The sequence below is a fragment of the Acidocella sp. C78 genome, assembly GCF_907164655.1.
Map to the genome: position 1 here is coordinate 23,076 of NZ_CAJQZK010000084.1, position 20,069 is coordinate 43,144.

19 protein-coding genes and 2 pseudogenes are annotated in these 20,069 nt (G+C 69.3%); 2 read left to right on the top strand and 19 right to left on the bottom strand.

Annotated elements, in window-relative coordinates; translation table 11 throughout:
* Positions 1-43: 43 nt before the first annotated feature.
* The 12 genes and pseudogenes from ACIDOCELLA78_RS92480 to ACIDOCELLA78_RS92535 all read right to left on the bottom strand — a co-directional run bounded on the left by ACIDOCELLA78_RS92480 (position 44) and on the right by ACIDOCELLA78_RS92535 (position 9,966).
* Positions 44-1,525, bottom strand: coding sequence for a carboxypeptidase M32 (locus tag ACIDOCELLA78_RS92480; protein ID WP_201729288.1), 1,482 nt, complete (start codon positions 1,523-1,525; stop codon positions 44-46).
* Positions 1,526-1,539: 14 nt separating this feature from the next.
* Positions 1,540-2,256 carry an SURF1 family protein gene (locus ACIDOCELLA78_RS92485; protein ID WP_201729264.1) on the bottom strand — a complete coding sequence of 239 codons (717 nt, stop codon included), beginning with the start codon at positions 2,254-2,256 and terminating at the stop codon, positions 1,540-1,542.
* Positions 2,257-2,259: 3 nt separating this feature from the next.
* Positions 2,260-2,682 carry a cytochrome c oxidase subunit 3 gene (locus ACIDOCELLA78_RS92490; protein ID WP_307850925.1) on the bottom strand — a complete coding sequence of 141 codons (423 nt, stop codon included), beginning with the start codon at positions 2,680-2,682 and terminating at the stop codon, positions 2,260-2,262.
* Positions 2,613-3,110, bottom strand: coding sequence for a cytochrome c oxidase subunit 3 (locus ACIDOCELLA78_RS92495; protein WP_307850926.1), 498 nt, complete (start codon positions 3,108-3,110; stop codon positions 2,613-2,615). The genes ACIDOCELLA78_RS92490 and ACIDOCELLA78_RS92495 overlap by 70 nt, the downstream gene beginning before the upstream one ends.
* 48 nt (positions 3,111-3,158) lie before the next feature.
* A complete protein-coding gene (locus ACIDOCELLA78_RS92500; protein ID WP_201729265.1) occupies positions 3,159-3,332 on the bottom strand; it encodes a hypothetical protein in 174 nt (57 codons plus the stop codon).
* Positions 3,329-4,282 carry a heme o synthase gene (locus ACIDOCELLA78_RS92505; RefSeq protein WP_201729266.1) on the bottom strand — a complete coding sequence of 318 codons (954 nt, stop codon included), beginning with the start codon at positions 4,280-4,282 and terminating at the stop codon, positions 3,329-3,331. The genes ACIDOCELLA78_RS92500 and ACIDOCELLA78_RS92505 overlap by 4 nt, the downstream gene beginning before the upstream one ends.
* Before the next feature lie 114 nt (positions 4,283-4,396).
* Positions 4,397-5,995, bottom strand: coding sequence for a cytochrome c oxidase subunit I (gene ctaD / locus ACIDOCELLA78_RS92510; RefSeq protein WP_201729267.1), 1,599 nt, complete (start codon positions 5,993-5,995; stop codon positions 4,397-4,399).
* Positions 5,996-6,028: 33 nt separating this feature from the next.
* Positions 6,029-6,979, bottom strand: coding sequence for a cytochrome c oxidase subunit II (gene coxB, locus ACIDOCELLA78_RS92515; protein ID WP_201729268.1), 951 nt, complete (start codon positions 6,977-6,979; stop codon positions 6,029-6,031).
* Positions 6,980-7,143: 164 nt separating this feature from the next.
* Complete coding sequence (locus ACIDOCELLA78_RS92520; protein ID WP_201729269.1) at positions 7,144-7,851, bottom strand: class I SAM-dependent methyltransferase; 708 nt, start codon at positions 7,849-7,851, stop codon at positions 7,144-7,146.
* Positions 7,852-8,030: 179 nt separating this feature from the next.
* Positions 8,031-8,557: pseudogene (locus tag ACIDOCELLA78_RS92525) on the bottom strand (GcrA family cell cycle regulator).
* A 115-nt stretch (positions 8,558-8,672) separates the two neighbouring features.
* Positions 8,673-9,212: an SH3 domain-containing protein gene (locus ACIDOCELLA78_RS92530; protein ID WP_249676314.1), complete on the bottom strand. Its 540-nt coding sequence runs from the start codon at positions 9,210-9,212 to the stop codon at positions 8,673-8,675.
* On the bottom strand, positions 9,199-9,966 hold the full coding sequence (locus ACIDOCELLA78_RS92535; RefSeq protein WP_201729271.1) for a molybdopterin-synthase adenylyltransferase MoeB: 768 nt from the start codon (positions 9,964-9,966) through the stop codon (positions 9,199-9,201). The genes ACIDOCELLA78_RS92530 and ACIDOCELLA78_RS92535 overlap by 14 nt, the downstream gene beginning before the upstream one ends.
* Positions 9,967-10,088: 122 nt before the next feature.
* Between ACIDOCELLA78_RS92535 and queC the strand changes: the two genes are divergently transcribed.
* On the top strand, positions 10,089-10,829 hold the full coding sequence (gene queC / locus ACIDOCELLA78_RS92540) for a 7-cyano-7-deazaguanine synthase QueC (protein WP_201729272.1): 741 nt from the start codon (positions 10,089-10,091) through the stop codon (positions 10,827-10,829).
* A gap of 260 nt (positions 10,830-11,089) precedes the next feature.
* Positions 11,090-12,501 (top strand): annotated as a pseudogene (locus ACIDOCELLA78_RS92545) (NAD(P)H-dependent flavin oxidoreductase).
* 81 nt (positions 12,502-12,582) lie between these two features.
* Here the strand turns inward: ACIDOCELLA78_RS92545 and ACIDOCELLA78_RS92550 are convergent.
* The 7 genes from ACIDOCELLA78_RS92550 to ACIDOCELLA78_RS92580 form a co-directional block, all read right to left on the bottom strand.
* Positions 12,583-14,937: a xanthine dehydrogenase family protein molybdopterin-binding subunit gene (locus ACIDOCELLA78_RS92550; protein ID WP_201729273.1), complete on the bottom strand. Its 2,355-nt coding sequence runs from the start codon at positions 14,935-14,937 to the stop codon at positions 12,583-12,585.
* A complete protein-coding gene (locus ACIDOCELLA78_RS92555; RefSeq protein ID WP_201729274.1) occupies positions 14,934-15,407 on the bottom strand; it encodes a (2Fe-2S)-binding protein in 474 nt (157 codons plus the stop codon). The genes ACIDOCELLA78_RS92550 and ACIDOCELLA78_RS92555 overlap by 4 nt, the downstream gene beginning before the upstream one ends.
* Positions 15,404-16,231, bottom strand: a complete 828-nt coding sequence (locus ACIDOCELLA78_RS92560; protein WP_201729275.1) for a xanthine dehydrogenase family protein subunit M — start codon at positions 16,229-16,231, stop codon at positions 15,404-15,406. Before ACIDOCELLA78_RS92560 ends, ACIDOCELLA78_RS92555 begins: the two co-directional genes overlap by 4 nt.
* A 36-nt stretch (positions 16,232-16,267) precedes the next feature.
* Entirely contained in the window at positions 16,268-16,717 is a 450-nt protein-coding gene (locus ACIDOCELLA78_RS92565) for an MFS transporter (RefSeq protein WP_307850929.1), read from the bottom strand.
* Positions 16,718-17,587 (bottom strand): MFS transporter, encoded by an 870-nt coding sequence (locus ACIDOCELLA78_RS92570; protein ID WP_249676320.1) that lies wholly within the window; start codon positions 17,585-17,587, stop codon positions 16,718-16,720.
* 385 nt (positions 17,588-17,972) lie between these two features.
* Positions 17,973-19,337 carry an ATP-binding protein gene (locus ACIDOCELLA78_RS92575; RefSeq protein WP_201729276.1) on the bottom strand — a complete coding sequence of 455 codons (1,365 nt, stop codon included), beginning with the start codon at positions 19,335-19,337 and terminating at the stop codon, positions 17,973-17,975.
* Positions 19,334-20,053, bottom strand: coding sequence for a response regulator (locus ACIDOCELLA78_RS92580; RefSeq protein WP_201729277.1), 720 nt, complete (start codon positions 20,051-20,053; stop codon positions 19,334-19,336). The genes ACIDOCELLA78_RS92575 and ACIDOCELLA78_RS92580 overlap by 4 nt, the downstream gene beginning before the upstream one ends.
* Between the last annotated feature and the right edge of the window lie 16 nt (positions 20,054-20,069).

Here is a 20,069-nt window from a genome sequence, read left to right on the forward strand (position 1 = left end):
CCCCGGCGGGACGCCGCCTGATCATATCCCGAACGGGACCGCCTCAGTCGAGATAGCGCGCCCGCAGATGCGCCTCGAAATCGGCGGGGTCGAGCGTCTTGCCGGTCGCCTCCACCAGCAGCTCGTTGAAGCCGAACCGCGCCCCGTGCCCATGCACATTGGCCCGCAGCCAGTCGCGCAGCGGCGTGAAATCCCCCTGGCCGAGCGCCGGGTCGATCTCCGGCCGCGCCCGCCGCGCCGCCCGCATCAGCTGCGCCGCCGCCATCGCCCCCAGCGTATACGAGGGAAAATAGCCGAACAGCCCGGCATACCAGTGAATGTCCTGCAAGCACCCCTTGGCGTCGTCCGGCGGCACGATGCCGAGCAGCGCCCGCATCCCCTCGTTCCACGCCCCCGGCAGGTCCGCCACGGCGAGGTCGCCCGCCACCATCGCCGCCTCCAGCCGGAACCGCAGGATCACATGGGCGGGATAGGTCATCTCGTCCGCCTCGACGCGGATGAAGCTCCGCTCCACCCGTTGCAGCCGTGCCGCCAGCCGCGCCGGCGCGAAATCCGCCGCCGCCTGGCCGAACGCCTCGGCCAGCCGCGGCCCGAGCCAGGCGAGAAACGCGTCCGACCGCGCCGCCTGCAACTCGATGATCAGCGACTGGCTCTCATGCACCGCCATCCCCGCCGCCGCCCCGAGCGGCTGGCGCGCCCAGTCCTTCGGCAGCCCCGCCTCATACAGCGCATGCCCGGTCTCGTGCAGCACGCCCATCAGCGCCGAGGCAAAATCCCCCTCGTCATAGCGGGTGGTGATCCGAATGTCGCTCGGCGTGCCGCCGCAGAACGGGTGCAGCGAGCGGTCGAGCCGCGCCGCGGTGAAATCGAGCCCCGCTCGCGCGGCAAGCTGGCGGCACAGCGCCTCCTGCGCCGCCTCGGCGAAAGGCGGCGTGCCCGGCGCCGGCGCGCGGCGCTGCCGCGCCTCGGCGGCGGGCAGGTTCTCCCGCAGAAACGCCTCGTAGCGGGCGAACACGGGCGCGATCTCCGCCGAGGTCACGCCCGGCTGATAGGCGTCGATCAGCGCGTCATAGGGCGAAAGCCCGAGCGCGCCCGACAGCGCCGCCGCCTGTTCGCGCACCAGCCCGAGCAGCCGGGCGAGCGGCGCCTTCACCGCGGCGAAATCCGCCTCCCGCCGCGCCCCGCGCCAGGCCGCCTCGCAGGCGGCCGCCTCCCGCGCCAGCGCCTCGACGAGCGATGCCGGCAGCACCGTGGCCCGCCGGTGCGCGCGGCGCATCAGCTCAAGGTTGCGCCGCGCCAGCGGATCGGCCGGCGGCGCCATCGCCGCCGCGTCCAGATCGGCCGCGGTCTGCGGTGCGACCAGCATCTCATGCGCGATCCCCGCCAGCGTCGCGAGCTGGTCGCCGCGCGCCGGCGCGCCGCCCTCCGGCATCACCGCCGCCTGGTCCCAGCCCAGCATGGCGCTCGCCTCCTCAACGACCGCCATCCGCCCGAACCGGGCTTCCAGCCGCCCATACGCCGACATCACGGAAAGTTCGTTCACGCGGGCTCCAGCAACACTTTACGGACATAGAAAATGTATTCGAACACGACGACGAGCGCGAGGCCGAACCAGGTCAGCGCGTATTGCTCGGAATTGTTGGGCGGCAGCGGCAGGCTCGGCGCCGGAATCGGCCCGCCCGCCACCGGCTTCGGCCCCACCGCCACCAGCGTGAACGGCGCGACGCGGCGAAACCCCAGCGCCGCCCCGATCGCCGCGGGATCGAGCGTGTAGAACACCCTCCGCGCGAGGTTCGGCGCCGGCGCGAAGGGCCCGAATTTCTGCGGCGCCTGCACATAGCCCGACACCACCGCCGGCCCCTCAGGCAGCGGCACCGCGCGCGGCGCCTGCCCCCGCACCCAGCCGAGATCGACCAGCACGACAACCCCGTCCTCGCTCCGGAACGGGACGATCAGTTGCCCGCCCTGCAACGGGCCCTTCGGGGAATTGCGGATCTGGTCGCCATAGAACGCAGCCTTGCCGGCGATCCAGGCCCCGCGCAGTGCGACCTTCTCATAAGGCGAGGGTTTCGGCCCAAGCGGCACCGGCGCGCGCAGCTGGGCGGCGCGGATTTCCCGCTGGATGCGGTCCTTGTAATGCCAGCGATGCACCTGCCAGACGCCGAGGGCGATCAGCAGCACCAGCATCACCAGGCTGAACACGCCCATCCCGATCAGGCGCCGCCAGCGCGTGCGCGGCAGAGCCTGACCGGTCATGCGTCAGGCGGCGGTAATGGCGCTGCGGCCGAAATAATAGATGCAGACGAACAGGAACAGCCACACCACGTCAACGAAGTGCCAGTACCACGCCGCCGCCTCGAAGCCGAAATGCCGCTTCTGGGTGAACTGGTTCCTGAGCGCGCGGAAGAAATTCACGATCAGGAAGGTGGTGCCGACGATCACGTGGAACCCGTGGAACCCGGTGGCGATGAAGAACACCGAGGGGAAGATCCCGCCATGATAGAAGTTGAACGGCGAGTGCGTGTATTCGTAGGTCTGCCCGCAAAGGAAGGCGAGGCCGAGCAGAACGGTCACCCCCAGCCCCTGGATCAGCCCGCGCCGATCGCCCTCGATCAGCGCGTGATGCGCCCAGGTGATCGTCGTGCCGGAGAGCAGCAGCACCATGGTGTTGAACAGCGGCACGGCGAACGGATCGATCGTCGTGATATGCGCCGGCGGCCACACCGGCTGATGCATGTAGCCCTGGTGCGCGGGTAGAAGAAGAAGTTGAAATACGCCCAGAAGAACGAGACGAAGAACATCACCTCGGAGGAGATGAACAGCGCCATGCCGTAGCGCAGGCCGATCTGGGTGACGAGCTTGTGCAGCCCCGGCGTGCGGCTTTCCCGCACCACGTCGCGCCACCACACGAACATCGTGCTGACCGCGCCGAGGAAGCCGGCGATCAGGAACCAGTAATCGTTGAAATGCGCGACGAAAATGATCCCGGTCGCGATCAGGATGGCGGACATCGCACCCGTCAGCGGCCAGACGCTCGGCTCCACCAGATGATACGGGTGGGGCACCCGACCCGCGATCTGCCCTTCGGCAGTATGACTTTCAGCGCTCATGAGACACTCTCTCCCGATAGAAGCCGGCCGCTATGGCCCCAGTATGTTTCACCACATCTGCCCGGCGTGATATAGCTTCACGACGGCCACCGCGTAAATCAGCCCGCACAGCCCGACCAGCGCGGCGAGCAGCGCCCAGTTCCTGCCCCGCCGGCGGCGATAGAATTCGCGCCGTTCCTCTTCACTCCAGTCCTTGCTGGTCACGTGCCGCGGCTCGGTCATACCAGGTGGTCCACCACCAGAGCGCCGAACATCAGGAACAGGTAGAGGATCGAAAACTTGAACGCCGCCTTGGCCGGCGCGTCGCGGGTCAGGCTGTTGCCCTGCTCGTCCTGGCGGTCGCGCAGCACCCGCCATGAATACCAGATGAACATCAGCCCCAGCGCCATCGCGCTCGCGCCATAGACCGGCCCGGTCAGGTGCAGCACGTAGGGCAGCAGCGAGAGCGGCACGAGCCACAGCGTGTAGCGCATCACCGCGAGCCGCGTCGCCTTCTGCCCCGCCACCACCGGCAGCATCGGCACGCCGGCCTTGGCGTAGTCGCCCGAGGCGAACAGCGACAGCGCCCAGAAATGCGGCGGCGTCCAGAAGAAGATGATGGCGAACAGCACCAGCGGCAGCAGCCCGACATGCCCGGTCACCGCCGCCCAGCCGATCACCGGCGGAAACGCGCCCGCCGCCCCGCCGATCACGATGTTCTGCGGCGTGCGCCGTTTCAGCCACATCGTGTAGATGAACACATAGAACCCGATCGAGCCGGCCAGCAACATCGCCGCCAGCAGGTTGGTCGACATCCACATGAGCAGGACCGACAGCGCCGACAGCGCCACGCCATAGGCCAGCGCGCTTTCCGGCGCGATCCGCCCGGCCGGAATCGGCCGCCGCGCGGTCCGCCGCATCACCGCGTCGATGTCGCGGTCATACCACATGTTGATCGCGCCGGCCGCGCCCGCGGCCATGGCGATGCACAGCACCGCGCTGAACCCCAGCACCGGATTGATCCCGCCCGGCGCCACCAGCAGCCCCGCGGCGCCCGAATACACCACGAGATACAGCACCCGCGGCTTCAGCAGCGCCAGCCAGTCGCCCGCCGTCGCCCCGAGAATCGACTGGTCGAGCAGCACGGGGTCGGGCGAGGCGGACGCGGAGGTCCGCAGGATGGTATCGCTCATTCCATCAATCCTGCCGGCACGGCGTCGCCGCGGCCGGTATTGCCGGTGTCATGCGCGGCGGGGCCCCTCCCTCGGAGACACCCCGCCGCCCCTGCCATGTCCGGGCGATCCGCGTCAGCGGATCACCGGCACGTCTTCGAAGGTGTGGTGCGGCGCCGGCGAGGGCACCGTCCACTCCAGGGTCGTCGCCCCTTCGCCCCAGTAATTCGCGGCGAGGGTCTGCCGGCCGGTGAAGATCTTGAACAGGATGTAGAAGAACACCAGCGTGCTCAGCCCCGAGATCATCGCGCCGACCGACGACACATAGTTCCACCCCGCGAAGGCCACCGGATAGTCCGGGTAGCGGCGCGGCATCCCGGCGAGGCCGAGGAAGTGCTGCGGGAAGAAGGTCAGGTTGACGCCGATGAAGAACATCCAGAAATGCAGCTTCGCCGCCGCCTCGGGATAAGGCTGGCCATACATCTTGCCGATCCAGTAGTAGAAACCGGCGAAGATCGCGAAGACCGAACCCATCGACAGCACGTAATGGAAGTGCGCGATCACGAAATACGTGTTGTGCAGCTCGGTATCGAGGCCGGCATTGGCCAGCACCACGCCGGTCGCGCCACCCATCACGAACATGAAGATGAACCCGATCGCCCAGATCATCGGGGTCTTCAGCTCGATCGAGCCGCCCCACATCGTCGCGATCCACGAGAACACCTTCACCCCGGTCGGCACCGCGATCACCAGCGTCGCCGCCTCGAAATACACCTTGCTGTCCACCGAAATGCCGGAGACGAACATGTGGTGCGCCCAGACCACGAAGCCGACGAACCCGATCGCCACCATCGCGTACACCATGCCGAGATAGCCGAAGATCGGCTTCTTCGAGAAGGTCGACACCACATGGCTGATCACGCCGAAGGCCGGCAGGATCATGATGTACACTTCCGGATGACCGAAGAACCAGAACAGATGCTGGAACAGCACCGGGTCGCCGCCGCCGGCCGGCTCGAAGAACGAGGTGCCGAAATTGCGGTCCATGATCAGCATGGTGATGGCGCCGGCCAGCACCGGAATCGCCAGCAGCAGCAGGAACGCCGTCACCAGCATCGACCAGACGAACAGCGGCATCTTGTGCATCGTCATGCCCGGCGCGCGCATGTTCAGGATGGTGGCGATGAAGTTGATCGCCCCCAGCAGCGAGGAAATGCCGGCCAGATGCAGCGAGAACAGCGTGAAATCCGTCGCCACCCCCGGCTGGTAGGTGATGTCCGACAGCGGCGGATACAGCGTCCAGCCCACGCCCGACCCGGCGCCGACCAGCAGCCCCAGATTGACGAAGATGAACGCCATGAACAGGAACCAGAAGCTCATGTTGTTGAGCCGCGGGAAGGCCATGTCCGGCGCGCCGATCATCATCGGCACCATCCAGTTGCCGAACCCGCCGATCAGCGCCGGCATCACGAAGAAGAAGATCATCAGCAGCCCGTGCGCCGTGACGATCGCGTTCCACGCCTGGCCCGAGGTGACCAGCGTGTTGTTCGGATGCGCGAGCTGCGCGCGCATGATCATCGAGAGGACACCCCCCTCGATCGCGGCGATCACAGCCCAGGTAATGTAGAGAGTGCCGATATCCTTGTGGTTCGTGCTCATCACCCAGCGGCGGAAGAAGCCGGGCTGGTGGTGGGCATGCTCACCATGGGCATCGTGCAGTGCGGTCGCGGACATTGTCATATGCTCCTGATGGTCGCCGACTACAGTTTATCGCGCGGTTTCAGCCGGAGCCGCGCTCGCCAGCGCGATCCCCGTATTGCCGGCCGAGGCGGCCTTCTGCGCCGCCGCCTTCATGGCCAGCACCTCGTATTTGTGCACAGGCGGCACATTGCCCTGGGCGGCGTCGGCCTTCGCCTCGGCCAGCCACGCCTGGAATTCCTTCATCGGCAGGGCAACGATCTCGATCGGCATGTTATCGTGATTCATGCCGCATATCTGGTTGCATTCCCCATAATAAACACCCGGCGCGTCGATCTGCGTCCATTGCCGCCAGTACTGCCCCGGAATCGCATAGCGCTGCACGCCGAGCGAGGGAATGAAGAACGAGTGCAGCACGTCGGCGCTGGTGATCTTGAACACGATCTTCTCGTTCGCCGGCACCACCAGCGGATGATCCACCGAAAGCCGCGCGATCTGCCCCGGCTTGATCTGGTTGTCCGGCACCGGATACGAGGTGAAATCGACCCCCTTGGCGGTGGGATAGTCATATTCCCAATACCACTGGTGCCCGGTCACCTTCACCGTCATGTAAGCGTGCTTGTAGTTCGACTGCTCGTAGATCAGGTTGAGCGACGGCACGAAGATCACGATCAGCAGCAGCGCCGGCACCACCGTCCAGATCACCTCGATCAGCGTGTTGTGCGTCGTCGTCGAGGCCACCGGGTTCTTCGAGGCGCGGAACCGCACCATCACCGTGACCAGCAGCACGCCAACCAGCCCGACCACGCCCGCCATGATCCAGAGCACGAACTGCATCAGCCAGTCGATGCTCTTCTGGATCGGGCTGCCCGCCGGCTGGAACCACCACTCCCACGGCCGCGGCGCGTGGACCGGAAAGCCCACCGCGTTCTTCGCGTCAGCGAGCGCCGGCTGCGTCGCGGCGATCGCCACCGCGAGGCCGATCAGGCCCATGAACAGATATTGATTGGATCGTTTCATCAGCTCCGCCAATTCCGTGTGCTCGGGCCGCGTTCAGCGCGACCGTCTAGGTCAGTTGGGTCAAAAACAAGCCATGGCGCACACGGAGCGGATTACGCCCGGTTCACGCGCATTCAACAAACTGGATATAACACCCCCACCCCGCGATCAAGCCGTCCGTGTCATTAACCCGGCCGCGCCGATGCAGAATCAGGGTTGCTCAGCGAGACCAGCCGGAACAGGCCGAACGGCCACATCGGCACCGCGCTCGCCGCCTTGCGCTGCTCCGCCGGAATCAGCCGCTCGATGGCGAAATCCGGGTGCCAGCCCAGCGCCCGCGAGGCCGGCGCCAGCGCCCGCTCGACCAGCGCCATCGGCCCCGATTCGGCGGCGAAATGATTGACGAACAGAATCAGCCCGCCCGGCCGCACCACCCGCCGCAGCTCGGCCGCCAGCCGGCGCGGATTCGGTACCACCGAGGCGACGAACATCGCCACCGCGATATCGAAACGGTGATCCTCGAACCCGGTCGCCTCGGCGTCCAGCTCCAGCAGCTGGCGCACATTGCCCAACCCCTCGCGCGCCACCCGCGCCCGCGCCCGCTCCAGCATCTCGGTCGACAGGTCGATCCCGGTGATCCGCTTCTCCGGGCGATAATGCGGCAGCGCCAGCCCGGTGCCGACCCCCACTTCGAGAACCTCGACCCCCTCGGCCGCGTTCACCGCGGCAACCGCCGCCCGCCGCGCCGGGGCGGACACCGCGCCGAACACCCGGTCATACACGCCCGCCCAGCGGCGATACGCCGCCCGCACGGCATCCGCATCGAGCGACGACCCGCGCGCCAGCCCCTCCGCATCCACGGTGCCCGGCGCGTCATTATATGCTTCGCTCATACCCGCAGACCGCTCCTGTCGCTGCTGCCGTCCGCATCGCCGCGGCACCGAGCCCCGCGCGCCCCCGCCGGAAGCGCACGACACCCCATCACCGCGCCTCCCCGGACGCCCTTGCCCCGACACTGCGGCAGGCCGCCGTCCGCGCAAGCCCGGATCGTGACCCGGACCCGCAAAATGCCTCAGGCGACGTCCTCGCGGCGGTCCCGCACCCGGACATAGGCGATCTCGGCATGAGGCTGGCAATACGGCTTGCCCACCAGCGCCGGATCGCCGCAGAACCGGAAGCTCGGCGTCCCCGGCTCGCCGATCGGCCAGCAGCACGAGGGCGCGCGCGCCGCGGCCCGCGGTTGCGGCTGCGCCGGGCGCGAGGACACCAGCGTCGGCCGCGCCGGCACGGCCCGCGCGGGCGCCGCCTGGCGAACCGGCGGCGCCGCTTCCGCCACCGGCATCGCGGCCGGGGCCGGCTCGGCCGGCACCGCGAGCGAGGGCAGGGTCGGCCCGGTCACCCGCGCCGGCGCCGGCCGCGCGGGCGCCGCCCCGAGGGATCGCGCCGGATCGGCGATGGCCGCGCCGGCAGGTCGAGCCGATGCGCCTTGCCAACGACCGAATTCTTCGAAATATTCAGCCGCCGGCCGATCTCTGCGGTCGAAAGCCCTTCGTCCCAGAGCTGGCGGAGCCGGGAAACGATCTCGTCGGTCCATTCCATGGCCTGTCCTGTCCCTCTCTTTTGCTACAACATTCTGTAGCCGAGCGGCGTATCGTTCTCAACATCTAGTTGAGACGCCCAGGCCAGATTTCTGTGGAAAACCCGCCGCGCCGGCCTATTTCACCGCCTCGCCGGCGAAGCTGCCCCAGAACGCGGCGCGCCGGAGCCAGCCGGTCCGGTGCCCGGCCTCGACCCGGCACCACGTCGCCCCCGCGCGGCAGCGCCGGATCACGCCGATCACCCCCTTGTCGAGATAGGCCACCGCCGCCGCGTCCCGTCGCGGCGCCGCCCGCAGCGTGCCGCGCGTCGCGGTGACGATGAAGCTGCGCACCCCGTGCAGCAGCGCCTCGTGCACCCAGCCATCGCCGCCATCGGGGGCCACCACGCGCCGCCACACGTTGAACTCGCCGGTCACCTCCACCGGCAGGTCGAAACGGTGATAGACCCAGACGATCGGATACTGGAAGCCCGGCCCCGCCCGCATGTAGATTTCCTTCGAGCGGAAACTCTCGAAGCGCGGCACCGGCCAGCCGGTCGCCGATCCCTTGGCCGGCCCCGGCCCGGGTCCCGCCGGCGGCGCCTGCCAGGCGCCGAGCAGCAGCGCCGCCGCCACCAGCGCCGCGCCGGGCAGCAGCCGCCCTCTAGCCGCCGCCACAGCCGCCGCATCCCGGCGCGCGCGGCACCGCGATCGTCCGGAACCGCGCATCCAGCGCGTCCCACAGCAACAGCCGCCCGGCCAGCGAGGTGCCAATGCCCAGAATCTCCTTCATCGCCTCGGTCGCCTGCAACGTCCCCATCACCCCCGTCACCGGGCCGAGCACGCCAGCCTCCGAACAGGTTGGCACCATGCCCGCCGGCGGCGCCTCGGGATAGAGACACCGATAACAGGGGCAATCCGGCCCCGCATGCGGCTTGAAGGTGGAGATCTGCCCCTCGAAGCGCAGCACCGCCGCCGAAACCAGCGTCCGCCGCGCCGCCACGCAGGCATCGGCGACGAGAAACCGGGTCGCGAAATTGTCGGTCCCGTCGAGCACGATGTCGTGCGCGGCGACCAGTTCGCCGACATTCCCCGCCTCCAGCCGGGCGCGTATCGGGTTGACGCTGACCTCCGGGTTGAGCCCGCGCATCGTCGCCGCGGCACTCTCCACCTTCGGCGCGCCGAGAAACGCCACGCCATGCGCGATCTGGCGTTGCAGGTTGGAGAGTTCCAGCACGTCGTCATCCACGATGGAAATCCGCCCCACCCCGGCGGCGGCCAGGTAGAGTGCCGCCGGCGAGCCGAGCCCGCCCGCGCCGACGATCAGCACCGAGGCCGCGCGCAGCCGCGCCTGCCCGGTGCCGCCCACCTCGCGCAGCAGGATGTGGCGCGAATACCGCGCGATTTCGGTTTCGGTAAAATCCAGATCCATGCTGCGTCAAATCGCACCGCCCGCCGCCCTTCGCAAGGGCGCGGATCACCGCGCCCGCTCTACCCGACCAACCTCGCCGATCACCGCTTGATCGCAACCGCCCCGCCCGGCATCCTCTCCCGATGACCACGCCCCCCCAGGAAGCCGCCAGCGCGGCACTCGTCCTCTTTTCCGGCGGCCAGGACAGCGGCACCTGCCTCGCCTGGGCGCTCGACCGCTACGACCGGGTCGAGACGATCGGCTTCTTCTACGGCCAGCGCCACGCGGTCGAGCTGGAATGCCGCGCCCCGCTGCGCGCCGCCATCGCTGCCCTGCGCCCCTGGCGCGGCACACTCGGCGCCGACACGATGCTCGACATCAGCGCCGCCCTCGCCACGCTCGGCGCCACCGCGATGACCGCCGACATCGAGATCGAAACCACCGCCTCCGGCCTGCCCAACACCTTCGTCCCCGGCCGCAACCTGCTCTTCCTCACCTATGCCGCCGCCCTCGCCTATCGCCGCGGCATCCCCACCCTGGTCGGCGGCATGTGCGAGACCGACTATTCCGGCTACCCCGACTGCCGGAACACGACGATGCAGGCCATGCAGCTCGCCCTCACCCTCGGGCTCGACCGCGCCGTCACGGTCGAAACCCCGCTGATGTATCGCGACAAGGCCGCCACCTGGGACCTCGCCGCCAGCCTCGGCGGCGCCGCGCTGGTCGAGGCGCTGCGCACCCTCAGCCATAGCTGCTATCGCGGCGAGCGCGCCACGCTGCACGACTGGGGCCATGGCTGCGGCGCCTGCCCGGCCTGCGACCTGCGCGCCGCCGGCTGGCGGCGCTGGCGCGCCGGACGGGCGGCTTTTGTGACCGGCTCGTGACAGTTTCACATACCCTCGGGCCCTCCGGCTGTTTCTCGTGCATCCATTTGATGATATGATCACGTATCCGGGTGGTGCAGACGGTCGCGACGCCGCACCGCAGGCCGGGACAGGACGCCGCTCCGGCGCGCCGGCGGCATCTCCCGCCGGAGCCGGGCCGTCCGCCAGGCCCGCGGTCCGCATCGCGACATCGGCAAGACGTCGGTTGGTGTTGAAACTCACGCAAGCGCCGCACGGGCGGCGCACAGGTTAGCGAGACGATGAAGACGATCAATGCGATCAGAATGGGTGGCGTCGAGGTTCTCCCGCTGGTCGAGGGCGGCAAGGGTGTGGCGGTCTCCAACGGGTTGTCCGCCGGAAGCTGGGCCGCCGCGGGCGGCGTCGGCACGTTCAGCGCCGTCAATGCCGACAGCTACGACGACTCCGGCCGCCCGATCCCGCAGGTCTATCGCGGCACCACTCGCCGCGCCCGACACGACGAGCTGGTCGCCTACGCGATCGAGGGCGGCATCGCCCAGGCCCGCCGCGCCCACGAGGAATCCGGCGGCGCCGGCCGCATCCACGCCAACATCCTCTGGGAAATGGGCGGTGCGGAGCGCGTCATCACCGGCATTCTCGAAGGGGCGAAGGGCCTGGTGAACGGCATCACCTGCGGCGCCGGCATGCCCTACCGGCTCTCGGAAATCGCCTCGAAATTCAACATCCACTACTACCCCATCGTCTCCTCCGCCCGCGCCTTCAACGCGCTCTGGCGCCGCGCCTACCACAAGGCGCAGGAACTGCTCGGCGGCGTCGTCTACGAAGACCCCTGGCTCGCCGGCGGTCATAACGGCCTGTCCAATTCCGAAGACCCGACGAAGCCCGAAAGCCCGCTGCCCGCGTCATCGAGCTGCGCCGGCAGATGCGCGCCTTCGGCCTCGACGACACCCCGATCATCATGGCCGGCGGCGTCTGGTGGCTCGAGGAATGGGAAGACTGGATCGACAATCCCGAGCTGGGCCCCGTCGCCTTCCAGTTCGGCACCCGCCCGCTGCTGACGAAGGAAAGCCCGATCAGCGACGTCTGGAAGCAGAAACTGCTCACCCTGAAACAGGGCGATGTCTATCTCAACCGCTTCTCCCCCACCGGCTTCTATTCCAGCGCGGTGAACAACGGCTTCATCCAGGGCCTGCGCGCCCGCAACGAGCGCCAGGTCGCCTACACCACCGAGCCGGTCGGCGAGCATACCGAGGAATACGGCGTCGGCCCGCGCAAGCGCCCGGTCTGGCTCACCCCGGCCGACCTCAGGGACGTCCACGCCTGGGAACGCGAAGGCTTCACCGAGGCGATGCGCACCCCGGATTCCACCCTCGTCTTCGAAACCCCCGAAGCCGCCGAGGACATCCGGCGCGACCAGGTGAACTGCATGGGCTGCCTCTCGCAGTGCCGCTTCTCCAACTGGTCGCAGGAGGAGCCCGATTTCTCCAACGGCAAAAAGTCCGACCCGCGCAGCTTCTGCATCCAGAAAACCCTGCAGGACATCGCCCACACCCATAACGATCCCGAATCGGTCGACCAGAACCTGATGTTCAGCGGCCATAACGGCTACCGCTTCGCGACCGACCCGTTCTACTCCAACGGCTTCATCCCCACCGTGAAGCAGCTCGTCGAACGGATTCTCACCGGCCGCTGACCGCGTCAGAGTCTCCCCGGCCGCTGACCGCGTCAGAGTCTCCCCGGCCGCTGACCGCGGCCAGCCTCTTTCTGGCCGCGGTCAGCCGATGCCGAGGGCGTCCAGCACAAGCGCGGGCGTGATCGGCAGCGCGGTGATCCGCGCGCCGCGCGGTGACAGCGCATCGTTCACCGCGTTCAGCACCGCCGCCGCCGCCGCCGCGGTGCCGGCCTCGCCCACGCCCTTCGCCCCGATATGGCTTTCCTTCGTCGGCGTGCAGACATGGCCGATCACGATATCCGGCATCTCGGCGGCCATCGGCACCAGATAATCCGCCATCGTCGCGTTCAGCATCTGCCCCTCGGAATCGTAGCGGCATTCCTCGAACAGCGCCGCCCCCAGCCCCTGCACCACGCCGCCGCGAATCTGCTCGTCCACCAGCAGCGGATTGATGATCGTCCCGCAATCCTCGACCACGAAATGCTTCAGCAGCCGCACGAAGCCGGTCTCGGCGTCCACCTCCACCACCGAAGCCTGCACCCCGTTGGTGAAGGCGAAGGGATAGTCCCGCGGCACGTAATGCCGGCTCGCCACCAGCGCCGGCTCCACCCCATGCGGCAGCGTGTCGGGCCGGAAATGGGCGATGCGCGCCAGCTCGGCGAGGCTCATCCGCGCGGCCCCGCCCGCCGCATCCACGATCACGCCATCCCGGATATCGAGCGCCTCCGGGGCGGCCTGCAGAATGCTCGCGGCCAGCGCCAGCACGCCCTCCCGCAACGCCGATGCCGCGCGGAACGCCGCCTCGCCGCCCACCCCCGCCCCGCGCGAGGCCCAGGTGCCGCCGCCATAGGGTGTCGCGTCGGTATCGCCGAGCTTCACCAGCACCCGCGCCGGGTCCACCCCCATCGCCGCGGCCGTCACCTGGGCGAGCATCGTCGTCGTCCCCTGCCCCTGCTCGGTGGTGCCGGAGAGCAGCACCACGTCGCCGGCGGCATCGAGCCGCGCCGTCGCCCCGTCCTGTGCCGCGATCCGCGCCCCGCCGACGCCGTAGAACGCCGCCCCCGGATTGGTGATCTCGATGAAACTCGCGATCCCGATGCCCCGCCACACCCCGCGCGCCCGCAGCGCCGCCTGCTCCGCCCGCAGCCCGTCATAGTCCATCAGCCGGACCAGCTCGTCGAGGCACGCATGGTGCGACAGCGCCTCGAACTTCATCCCCGCCGGCGAGACGCAGGGATAGGCGTCGTCGGCGATCAGGTTGCGCCGGCGCATCTCGACCGGGTCGATCCCCCGCCGCCGCGCCGCCTCGTCCACCAGCGCCTCGGTCACCGCGGTCGCGATCGGATGCCCCACCGCGCGATATTGCGACATCATCGCCTTGGTCTGGAACACCACCCGCGCCCGCGCCGCGTAATGCGCGAACGCATACGGCCCGCCGACCAGATTGATCACCTGGTTCGCCTCCACCGCCGAGGTGCGCGGATAGGCCGAATACGGCCCCACCCCGGTCAGGTCATCCACCGCGAATCCCTCGATCCGCCCGTCTTCCGCCACCCCGATCCGCGCCGAAACCACATGCCCGCGCGCATGGATGTCGCCGGTGAAACTCTCCAGCCGGTCGGCCACGAACCGCACCGGCCGGCGCAGGATGCGGCTCGCCGCCACCGCCGCCATCTCGTCGGGATAGACATGGATCTTGATCCCGAACGACCCGCCGACATCCGGCCCGATCACCCGAATTTGCCGCTCGGCGAGGCCGAGCAGCGTCGCCAGCACGGTCTGGAACATATGCGGCACCTGGGTGCCGAGATGCACCGTCAGCCGCTGCTCGCCCTCGTTCCAGTCCGCCACCAGCGCGCGCGGCTCCAGCGTCACCCCGGTATGGCGGGCGAAGTCGAACTCCAGCGCCACGCACTCCGCCGCCGCGTCGATCGCCGCCGCCCCGCCGCCCGCCTCGATCGTCCGCGCGAAGGCCAGATTGTCCCCAAGCTCGGGATGGATCGCCGCCGCCCCCGGTGCCAGGGCGGCCAGCGGATCGACCACCGGCGGCAACGGATCGTAGTCCACGACAATCCGCTCCGCCGCATCCTCCGCCTCGGCCCGGCTCGCCGCCACCACCATCGCCACCGGCTCGCCCTGGAACCGCGCAACCCCGCGCGCCAGCGGATATTGCGGCGCCGATTTCAACCCTTGCAGATGCATCAGCACGCCGACCCAGGGCGCACACCACCCCTCCAGCGCCGCCGCGTCGAACACGCCGACGACGCCCCTCATCTCCCGCGCCGGCGCGAGGTCGATCGCCCCGATCCGCGCATGCGCGTAGGGCGATCGCAGGAACGCCGCATGAACCATGCGCGGCAGCGCGATGTCGCTGGCAAACAGCCCGCGCCCCTGCGTCAGCCGCCGCGCATCCGGCCGCGCCATCGCCCGCCCGATCGGCCGGTCCGCGCCGTTCATGCCCCCCTCCGCGCCCGCGCCGTCGCCTCGACCGCGTCGATGATCGCCTCATACCCGGTGCAGCGGCAGTAATTGCCCGAAAGATGTTCGCGGATCGCCGCGCGGTCGGTCGCATCGGGCGCATGGGCGAGGAAATCCGCCGCCGCCAGCACCATCCCCGGGGTGCAATAGCCGCATTGCAGCGCGTTGCGCCGCCAGAACGCCTCCTGCAAATCCGCCACCTCGCCCGAATCCGACACGCCCTCGATGGTCTCGACCACGCATCCCTCCGCCTGCACCGCGAGCACGAGGCAGCCGCGCACGATCGCCCCGTCCAGCCGCACCGTGCAGGCGCCGCATACGCCGTGCTCACAGCCGAGATGCGTGCCGGTCAGGCCCAGCCGCTCGCGCAGGAAATCGGCGAGGTGCAGCCGCGCCGGCACCTCCGCCTCGACGCGCTCGCCATTCACGATCAGGGAAATCGCCGTCATGGAGCCAGACATTCCTTCATCACCCGCCGCAGCAGCACCCGCGCCAGGTGCAGCCGCACCGGCGCCGAAATCTCCGAATCCGCATGCGGCGGCAGATCATGGTCCAGCGCCGCGCACGCCGCCTCGAGCCCCGCTAACCCGTCCGCAAGCGCCCGCTCCGCCGCCGGCGCGCGCAGCGCCGCGTGGCCGACCGCGAAAAGCCCGAGCCGCACGATGCGCCCCTCCACCGCGGCGGCGAGCCCGACCAGCGCGTAATCCCCATGCCGCCGCGCCAGCTCGGCGAAGCCATGCCGCCGCCCCTTCACCAGCGGAATCTCCACCGCGGTCAGAATCTCCCCCGGTTCCAGCGCCGTCCCGAACAATCCGGTGAAAAAATCCGCCGCCGCGATCCGCCGCGTCCCCGGCGCCCCCTCGGCGATCATCACCGCGTCGAGCGCCAGCATGCAGGCCGGCAGTTCCGCCGCCGGATCGGCATTGGCGAGGCTGCCGCCGATCGTCCCGCGCGTGCGGATCGCCGGATGCGCGACATGGGCGAGTGCGGTTGCGATCAGCGGCGCATGGGCGGCGATCTCGGGTGCTTCCAGCAGCATCGCATGGGTGCAGCCGGCGCCGATCCGCAGATGCGTCGCCGTCACCTCGATCCGCCGCAGTTCCGCGATCCGGCCGATATCGACCAACAGCCCCGGCGCCGACAGCCGGAAATTGAGCGCCGGCAGCAGGCTCTGCCCGCCGGCCAGCAGCACCGCCCCCTCACGGGCGGCAAGCAGGCCGATCGCCTCGGCGACCGACCCGGCACGGACATAATCGAATGGAGCAGGTTTCATGACATTCCTCGCCCGAAACCTGTCCGATCGCGGCGTTCAGCGCAAGGGCTGGCGGCCGCGATCCTTCAGCATCCAGAGTGCCACCACCGACATCGCGCAGCCGACCAGCAGATAGGCGCCGGCCGCGAGCTTGAACCCGGTCAGCCCGATCAGCGCGGTGGCGATCGGCGGCGCGGTGCCGCCGCCGATCCCGAGCCCGACATTGAACGCCAGCGAATAGCCCGACAGCCGGTATTCCGAGCGGAACTGCTCGGAGAGCATCGCCGGCGCCACCCCCATGATCGCCCCCAGCAGCAGGCCCGAGACCACCTGCGCGATGGCGAAGGGCGTCATCGCGTGCTCCGCCATCGCGAAGAACGGCAGCGCGAGCACCAGCAGCAGCCCGAAACTGCCGATCAGCCAGGAGCGGCGCAAGATCCAGTGATCCGTCAGCCAGCCCGACAGCGGAATCAGGAACAGCACGAACAGCTGCGTGACGGTGACGATCTACAGCGCCAGACTGTCCGAAATCGCGCCGAACTTCGCCCCGAACGTGGGCAGGAACACCAGGGTGAGATAATCCGCCACGCCATAGCCCCAGGTGAACAGCATCGCCAGCACCATCACCTTCGGGCTGCGGCGGAACGCCTGGCGGATCGGCAGCTCGCCATCCGTCGCCGCCTGGTCCGGCTCATAGCCGGTATCGCTCAGCCGCGAGCGCACCAGATAGGCCAGCACCGCGAGCACCCCGCCGGCGAGGAACGGCAGCCGCCAGGCCCAGCCCTGCACCGCGCCGTGCCCGGCGAACAGCGTGGTCAGCGCGGCGAAGCCGGCGGCGAGCAGATAGCCGCCGGTCGAACCGAAATTCGCGAAACTGCCGGCGAACCCCCGCCGGTTCGCCGGCGCGGTTTCCACGAGATACGACACCGAGCCGGTGAACTCCCCGCCCACCGACAGGCCCTGAAACAGCCGCACCACCAGCAGCAGCACCGGCGCCCAGAAGCCGATCTGCTGATAGGTCGGCAACAGCCCGACCGCCGTGGTCGCCAGCCCCATCATCACCACCGAGGTCACCAGCACGGTCTGCCGCCCCACCCGGTCGCCCAGATGGCCGAAAATCACCCCGCCGATCGGGCGCATCATGAACCCGATGGCGAACCCGCCATAGGCGCCGAGCAGCGAGGCGATCTTGTCGGTCGAGGGAAAGAACAGGCTGCCGATCATCGGCGCGAGATAGCCGTAAAGGCCGAAATCGTACCATTCCAGCACATTGCCGATGGTCCCGGCGCCGAGATTGCCGAGCGAGAGTGTGTGGTGCTGCTTGAGCCGCCCAGATGCAGGGGCGGGTGTGGCGGCGGCGGATGTGGGTTGCGACATGTCGGGCCTCGCTGTCTTGCCCCCGCGACGCCGATGCCCCGCCACACCCGGTCAGGGGCGGCGCGGCGCGGGCCGGGCGGGGGATATGTTGCGGCCGGGATGACGGCGTTGCGTCATGCCGGCGCCGGTCGCCCCACGGGGCGTCCAGCCCGCCGAACACCCGCAACCGGGCCGAACGGCGACAAATGGATCAGGCGCCCCGAACGGGCGCCGGCGGATCGATAACCATGGTCAGATATGGCCGCACCCGCCCGGCCTTCAAGAAATAAATGCAGCATCCATGCCATTTTTATCACGGCATCGCGAACATGCCTTGATTGGTCTTGATCGTTCCGCAGCGATCAAAACATCCCCGCGCCCGCCTCCAAGACCCTGGCGCCGTGCCTCATTCGGGCAGATAGACGCTGGCGACCAGCCCCTTGCCGCCCGGCCGGTTCGCCAGCGTGATGTCGCCGCCATGCGCGCGAATGGCGTTGCGGGCGATGGCGAGGCCGAGCCCCGAGCCGCCGGTCTCGCGGTTGCGGCTGATCTCCAGCCGGCGGAACGGCTCGAACACCCGCTCCAGCTCGCCCGGCGGCACGCCCGGCCCGTCATCCTCGATATCGATCCGCATCGTGTGCCGCTCCGCCTTCTGCAACGACACCCGCGCGGCATGGCCATATTTCACCGCATTGCCGATCAGGTTGGCGAAGGCCCGCTTGAGCGCCAGCGGCCGCCCGCGGATCGTGACATGATCCGGCCCCTGATAGCGCATCCGCCGCGCCGCCCCCGGCGCGATATCGGCGGTCTCGTCGATCACCGTGCGCAGCAGGATCGCGAGATCGACCGGAACCGACGCCTCGGTCTGCGCCACGTCGCGGCCGAAGGCGATGGTCGCGGCCAGCATCGCCTCCAGCTCGGCAAGATCGGCGAGGATCTTCTCCCGCTGGGCGTCGTCCTCCAGGAATTCCGCCCGCAGCCGCAGCCGCGTGATCGGCGTGCGCAAATCATGCCCGATCGCGGTGAGCAGGAAGGTCCGGTCCTCGACGAAGCGGCGGATGCGCGCGGCCATGGTATTGAACGCCACCGCCGCGGTCGCGATCTCCACCGGCCCGCGCTCCGGCAGCGCGGGCGCGTGGGCGATGTCGCGGCCGAGCTGCTCCGCCGCCGCCGCCAGCGTCCGCACCGGCGCCGTCAGCCGGACCACCCCCCAGAAGATCAGCAGCCCGCCGAGCACGAACATCACCAGGAAGGCGCTGGCGAAGCCCGGCTGCGCCCAGGGCGGGCTCGGCCGGAACGGGCTGCGCACCGTCAGCCAGTCCGGGCTGTCGGGAAGCTGGAAGCTCAGGATCAGGGTCGAGGGCGACATGCTGCCGCGCATCATCACCTGCCGCGGCTGGAGGAATTCCGGCGTCGGAAAGGCGAGCAGCGAGCCCTGGATCATCTGCCGCGTCGGCAGCGGCAGGGTGAAACTGTCGGCGAAGGGCGGGCTCGAATCGAGGCTCACCCGGTCGCCCGCCTCGCCGTTGATGGCGGCGACGATCACCGCCCGCCGCTCCGGCGGCGCGCTCGCCACCCGGCGATAGATCGCCCCGTCCCGCGAGGCGATCGCCCGCTCCGCCACCACCCGGTTGACGTCGATCTGGTTGAGCACGTGAATGCCAAGGCCGACCGCCTGGATGATCGAGAAGCCGAGCAGCAGCGTGAGCCCGGTGCGCCAGGCGAGGCTCGCCGGCCAGAACCGGCCGGGCCGCCACCATCCTGTTTTCATGACCGCTCGACGGTCGCGGCCAGAACATAGCCGCCGCCGCGCACCGTCTTGATGATCTGCGCGCGCCGGCCGTCATCCTCGAGCTTGCGCCGCAGCCGCGAAATCGCGACGTCGATGGCCCGGTCGAACGGCCCCGCCTGCCGCCCGCGCAGCAGGTCGAGCAGCATGTCGCGCGTCAGCACCCGGTTGGGCCGGTCGAGCAGGGCGAGCAGCAGGTCATATTCCCCGCCGGTCAGCGGCACCTCGACCCCCTTGGGGTCGACCAGCCTTCGCCGTGCGGTCTCCAGCATCCAGCCGGCGAAGCGGTAGAGCCGCGCCGAGGTCTCATGCCCGTGCGCCTCGCCCTCGCCCACCCGGCGCAGCACGGCGCGGATGCGCGCGACCAGTTCGCGCGGGTTGAACGGCTTGGTCACATAGTCGTCGGCGCCGAGTTCGAGCCCGATGATCCGGTCCGGCTCCTCGCCGAGCGCGGTGAGCATGATGATCGGCACCTGCGATTCCGCGCGCAGCCAGCGGGCGAAATCGATCCCCGGCTCGCCCGGCAGCATCAGGTCGAGCACGACGAGCTGGTAATGCCCGTTGAGAAAGGCCCGCCGCGCCTCGCGCGCATCGCGCACCGCGGTGACCCGGAAGCGCTGGCGTTCGAGAAACCGCGCCAGCAGCTCGCGAATATCGTGATCGTCATCGACCACCAGAATATGCGGCATCGTCTCCATGGCTGTTACAATAGCC

Coding starts and splice junctions, on each gene's coding strand:
- ctaD (WP_201729267.1), bottom strand. CDS start 5,995: ATGTCCGCGACCGCACTGCACGATGCCCATGGTGAGCATGCCCACCAC.
- ACIDOCELLA78_RS92520 (WP_201729269.1), bottom strand. CDS start 7,851: ATGAGCGAAGCATATAATGACGCGCCGGGCACCGTGGATGCGGAGGGG.
- ACIDOCELLA78_RS92500 (WP_201729265.1), bottom strand. CDS start 3,332: ATGACCGAGCCGCGGCACGTGACCAGCAAGGACTGGAGTGAAGAGGAA.
- ACIDOCELLA78_RS92555 (WP_201729274.1), bottom strand. CDS start 15,407: ATGACGGCGATTTCCCTGATCGTGAATGGCGAGCGCGTCGAGGCGGAG.
- ACIDOCELLA78_RS92505 (WP_201729266.1), bottom strand. CDS start 4,282: ATGAGCGATACCATCCTGCGGACCTCCGCGTCCGCCTCGCCCGACCCC.
- ACIDOCELLA78_RS92550 (WP_201729273.1), bottom strand. CDS start 14,937: ATGAACGGCGCGGACCGGCCGATCGGGCGGGCGATGGCGCGGCCGGAT.
- ACIDOCELLA78_RS92480 (WP_201729288.1), bottom strand. CDS start 1,525: ATGTCGGCGTATGGGCGGCTGGAAGCCCGGTTCGGGCGGATGGCGGTC.
- ACIDOCELLA78_RS92495 (WP_307850926.1), bottom strand. CDS start 3,110: ATGAGCGCTGAAAGTCATACTGCCGAAGGGCAGATCGCGGGTCGGGTG.
- ACIDOCELLA78_RS92535 (WP_201729271.1), bottom strand. CDS start 9,966: ATGGATCTGGATTTTACCGAAACCGAAATCGCGCGGTATTCGCGCCAC.
- ACIDOCELLA78_RS92580 (WP_201729277.1), bottom strand. CDS start 20,053: ATGGAGACGATGCCGCATATTCTGGTGGTCGATGACGATCACGATATT.
- ACIDOCELLA78_RS92560 (WP_201729275.1), bottom strand. CDS start 16,231: ATGAAACCTGCTCCATTCGATTATGTCCGTGCCGGGTCGGTCGCCGAG.
- ACIDOCELLA78_RS92575 (WP_201729276.1), bottom strand. CDS start 19,337: ATGAAAACAGGATGGTGGCGGCCCGGCCGGTTCTGGCCGGCGAGCCTC.
- ACIDOCELLA78_RS92570 (WP_249676320.1), bottom strand. CDS start 17,587: ATGTCGCAACCCACATCCGCCGCCGCCACACCCGCCCCTGCATCTGGG.
- queC (WP_201729272.1), top strand. CDS start 10,089: ATGACCACGCCCCCCCAGGAAGCCGCCAGCGCGGCACTCGTCCTCTTT.
- coxB (WP_201729268.1), bottom strand. CDS start 6,979: ATGAAACGATCCAATCAATATCTGTTCATGGGCCTGATCGGCCTCGCG.
- ACIDOCELLA78_RS92485 (WP_201729264.1), bottom strand. CDS start 2,256: ATGACCGGTCAGGCTCTGCCGCGCACGCGCTGGCGGCGCCTGATCGGG.